Raw genomic sequence first — 252 nt, forward strand, 5'->3', positions numbered from 1 at the left:
TTGGACGTATCGGCGTAAGGCCGCATCGGCATGACGCCGATCCGCCCCGTTCGCCACCCCCGCCATGTCAGCCGGGTTCGCCACCCCCGCCGTGTTCGCCACGCTCGCCGTGTTCGCCATGCCGGCCGTGTTCGCCACGCCCGCCGAGTCCGCCATGTCAGCCGTGTTGGCCGCGCCTGCCGTGTTGGCCACGTCAGCCGGGTCCGCCGGATCGGTCCGTTCGCCCAGCAGGGCCGGGTCACACGCTCTGCG

General features: G+C 72.6%; 1 protein-coding gene. It reads right to left on the reverse strand.

The window, feature by feature from the left end:
- Positions 1-252 (reverse strand): hypothetical protein (locus FLX08_RS41790; RefSeq protein WP_208762005.1); only part of this gene is annotated, 252 nt, incomplete at both ends.

It is taken from the genome of Microbispora hainanensis (assembly GCF_006874475.1).
Taxonomy (GTDB): Bacteria; Actinomycetota; Actinomycetes; order Streptosporangiales; family Streptosporangiaceae; genus Microbispora; species Microbispora hainanensis.